Here is a 3747-nt window from a genome sequence, read left to right as displayed (position 1 = left end):
CGCCGCGACCGACCTCGACATGGAGATGGTCGACGAGGCCGAGGCTCAGGTGAACGTCGAGGGCCAGATCACCGCCCCGGCCCACACCCTGTACGAGATCGTGCGCAAACTGCCCGAGGGCGCCGAGGTGTCGCTGAGCTACAATGGCGACGATCCCCGACTGGTGGTTCAGGCGGGCCGGTCGAAGTTCAACCTGCCGGTGCTGCCCGCGGGCGACTTCCCGGTCATGTCGACCGAGACCAACGGCACGCGCTTTTCCCTGCCCAAGGAAGATCTGGCCCGGCTGATCGACAAGACCCGGTTCGCCGTCTCGACCGAGGAGACGCGCTACTATCTGAACGGCCTGTACCTCCACACCGTGGCCGAGGCCGGCATTCCGCTGCTGCGCGCCGTGGCCACCGACGGCCACCGTCTGGCGCTGGCCGAGACGCCCGCCCCCGAGGGCGCCGCCGGCGGCCCCGGCGTCATCGTCCCGCGCAAGACCATCGATCAGGTCCGCCGCCTGCTGGACGACGGCTCCGGCCCGGTCGAGGTCATGGTCAGCCCGCAGAAGATCCGGTTCGAGTTCGGCCAGGCCTCCCTGACCTCCAAGGTGATCGACGGCGCCTTCCCCGACTACATGCGCGTCATCCCCAAGGGGAACGACAAACAGGCCGATATCGACAACGCGGTCTTCGCCTCGGCCGTCGACCGCGTCGCCACCATCTCGGCCGAGAAGAGCCGCTCGGTGAAACTGGCCTTCGAACTGGACCGCGTCACCCTGACGGTGCGCAACATGGAGGCCGGGCAGGGGGTCGAGGAAGTCGAGATCGGCTACTCAGAAGAGCCCTTCGAGATCGGCTTCAACGCCCGCTACCTGCTCGACGTCGCCGGCCAGATCACCGGCGAAACCGCCCACTTCAAATTCGCCGACCCGGCCAGCCCGACGCTGGTCCTCGATCCGGGCGATCCCGGCGTGCAGTACGTGCTGATGCCGCTGCGAGTCTGATTTCTGATTCCGTTCATCCCGGCGAAAGCCGGGACCCAGTGCTGTCCAGCTTGACGCTTATGCTTCAGGACCGAGGGGGCGGATGAGAGGCTCCGCTCCATCACCCAAAGAACTGGATCCCGGCTTTCGCCGGGATGAACGGAGGTGGGGATGGCATTCTTCGTCTACATCGTCGCCAGCGGACGGAACGGGACGCTCTACACCGGCTCGACCGATGATCTCGCCCGCCGAACCGCCGAGCACCGGGACAAGATCCGCCGCGGCTTCGCCTCGAAACATGGGGCGACGATGCTTGTGTGGTATGAGTGGCACGACACCCGAGAAGCGGCCTTCAAGCGCGAACGCCAGATCAAGGAATGGAAACGCGTCTGGAAGCTGGAGTTGATTGAGAGGGCCAATCCGGGCTGGAACGATCTGTTCGAAACGCTCTTCTGAACCGCCGGTGTTCCTGCGAAAGAACTGGGTCCCGGCTTTCGCCGGGATGAACGGATTTTTTCGCAGCCTTGATCACCTCCCTCACCCTCACCGACTTCCGCTCCTACGCGGCCGCCACCCTCTCCATCGAGGCGCGGACGGTCGTGCTGCATGGGCCGAACGGGGCGGGGAAGACCAATCTGCTGGAGGCCATCAGCCTGTTCACGCCGGGCAAGGGCCTGCGCGGTGCGACGGCGCCGGAGATGGGGCGGCGCGAGCCGGGCGAGGCCGGGGGCCGGGCCTGGGCGGTGGCGGCGGTGCTGACCGACGGCGACGGCGAGAGGAGGCTGGGCACCGGGGTGCAGTCGCCGGGGGCGGCTCGGCGGATCGTGAGGATCGAGGGCGAGACGGCCCAGCCGGGGCGGCTGCTGGATCACCTGCGCCCGGTCTGGGCCACGCCCGAGCAGGACCGGCTGTTCTCGGACGCCCGGGCCGAGCGGCTGAAATTCTTCGACCGGCTGGTGTTCGCCGCCGATCCGTCCCACGCGGCGTCGGTGTCGGCCTATGAAAAGGCGCTGCGTGAGCGGCTGCGGCTGCTGACCGACGCGGTCGAGGGCGCGCCCGCCGACCCGCTGTGGCTCGACGCGCTGGAGCTCCGGCTGGGCGCCGCCGGGGCCGCCGCCGCCGCCGCCCGCGCGGGGGCCCTGGCCACCCTGCAGGCCGCGATCGACGGCCGCAGCGACCGGCCATTCCCGCAGGCCGACCTCGGGTTGACGGGCGAGGCCGAGGCCATGGCCGCGGCTGGGGCGGACGAGGCCGCGATCGCCGCGTTCATCCGCGAGGGCATGGTCCGCTCCCGCGCCCGCGACGCCGCCTCGGGCCGGTCGCTCTACGGCCCGCACCGCTCGGACCTGACCGCCCTGCACCGCGAAAAGAACCGACCCGCCGCCGAAGGCTCGTCGGGGGAGCAGAAGGCGCTGGTGCTGAACCTGATCCTGGCCCAGATCGCGCGGCTGGCGGATCAGCCGGCCCCGCCGGTGCTGCTGCTCGACGAGGCGCCGGCGCACCTCGACACCGCCCGCCGCGCCGCCTTGTTCGACGAGATCGACGCCCTGGGCCTGCAGGCCTTCATGACCGGCACCGAAGCCGACCTGTTCGCGCCCCTGCGCGGTCGCGCCCAGTTCGTCCGCGTCGAAGGCGGCGGCTTCGCTTGATCGGCGGCCGCCGGTGGTTGGGGCTCACGAGCGTAGGTTCGTCACAAAGGACACGAAGGACCACAAAGGACACCACGGTACCGGAGAGCCTTCACTGTCGGAGTCTCTCGGCCGCCCGACCTAAAAAATGATCGCGAAGTGATCGGAAGAATCCCGCCCGTAGCACCGGCGATCGAAGCCTCCGGCGCCGGCCCCTTCGTGTCCTTTGTGGCCCTTCGTGCTCTTTGTGACGAACCATCGAACAGGGCCGCTGCACGGGCGGTCGACGCCCTTGGCTCACAGCTGGGTCGAGCCCCGGTTTTCCTCGCAATTTCGCCCGGAAAACCTATATGTTGAGCTGTCGGAGACGGGCCAGATTCGCGGCCTGCCGACGCGCTTATCCGGGCGGCGCCCACGCCGTCCTTTCCGGCCCGAACCGGGCGATGATCCGACCGAATATATGACCGACCAGACTCCGAGCGCGCGTAACGCCGACACCGCCGAAGAGGCCGCTTACGGCGCCGATTCCATCAAGGTTCTCAAGGGTCTGGATGCGGTCCGCAAACGGCCGGGCATGTACATCGGCGACACCGACGACGGCTCGGGCCTGCACCACATGGTCTATGAGGTGGTCGACAACGCCATCGACGAGGCGCTGGCCGGCCACGCCGACCTGGTGCAGGTCATCCTGAACGCCGACGGCTCGGTCACGGTCACCGACAACGGCCGCGGCATCCCGACCGACATCCACGAGGGCGAGGGCGTCTCGGCGGCTGAGGTCATCATGACCCAGCTGCACGCCGGCGGTAAGTTCGACCAGAATTCCTACAAGGTCTCGGGCGGTCTGCACGGCGTCGGCGTCTCGGTCGTCAACGCCCTGTCCGACTGGCTCAAGCTGGTCATCTACCGCAACGGCAAGCGCCACGAGATGCGCTTCGAGCGCGGCGACACGGTCGAGAGCCTGCGGGTCACCGGCGAGGCGCCGATGCGAGACACCGGCGAGCGCGCCGGTCAGCCGCTGTCCGGCACCGAGGTCACCTTCTACCCGTCGGTCACCACCTTCGCCCACATCGACTTCGACCTGAAGACGCTGGAACACCGCCTGCGCGAGCTGGCCTTCCTGAACTCGGGCGTGGTCATCAAGCTGCGCGA

At 68.6% G+C, this 3747-nt stretch carries 4 protein-coding genes; all 4 read left to right on the top strand.

Annotation, left to right across the window (positions count from 1 at the left end; translation table 11 throughout):
• Positions 1-988: DNA polymerase III subunit beta (gene dnaN / locus VGB60_RS11555; protein ID WP_331038398.1), on the top strand; the 988-nt coding region annotated here is incomplete at its 5' end.
• Between the two features lie 150 nt (positions 989-1138).
• Positions 1139-1423 carry a GIY-YIG nuclease family protein gene (locus tag VGB60_RS11550; protein ID WP_331038397.1) on the top strand — a complete coding sequence of 95 codons (285 nt, stop codon included), beginning with the start codon at positions 1139-1141 and terminating at the stop codon, positions 1421-1423.
• Positions 1424-1491: 68 nt separating this feature from the next.
• Positions 1492-2616 carry a DNA replication/repair protein RecF gene (recF, locus tag VGB60_RS11545; RefSeq protein ID WP_331038396.1) on the top strand — a complete coding sequence of 375 codons (1125 nt, stop codon included), beginning with the start codon at positions 1492-1494 and terminating at the stop codon, positions 2614-2616.
• Between the two features lie 439 nt (positions 2617-3055).
• Positions 3056-3747, top strand: a 692-nt coding sequence (locus tag VGB60_RS11540) for an ATP-binding protein (RefSeq protein WP_331038395.1), incomplete at its 3' end; no start/stop codon positions are given.

The sequence above is a fragment of the Brevundimonas sp. genome, assembly GCF_036399195.1.
In the GTDB taxonomy this organism is placed as follows: domain Bacteria; phylum Pseudomonadota; class Alphaproteobacteria; order Caulobacterales; family Caulobacteraceae; genus Brevundimonas.
Note: the sequence above shows the minus strand (reverse complement) of the source record. Positions and strands in the feature narration are given on the sequence as shown.

Excerpts from the sequence above, each read along its gene's own strand:
- VGB60_RS11550 (WP_331038397.1), top strand. The coding sequence starts at position 1,139 with ATGGCATTCTTCGTCTACATCGTCGCCAGCGGACGGAACGGGACGCTC.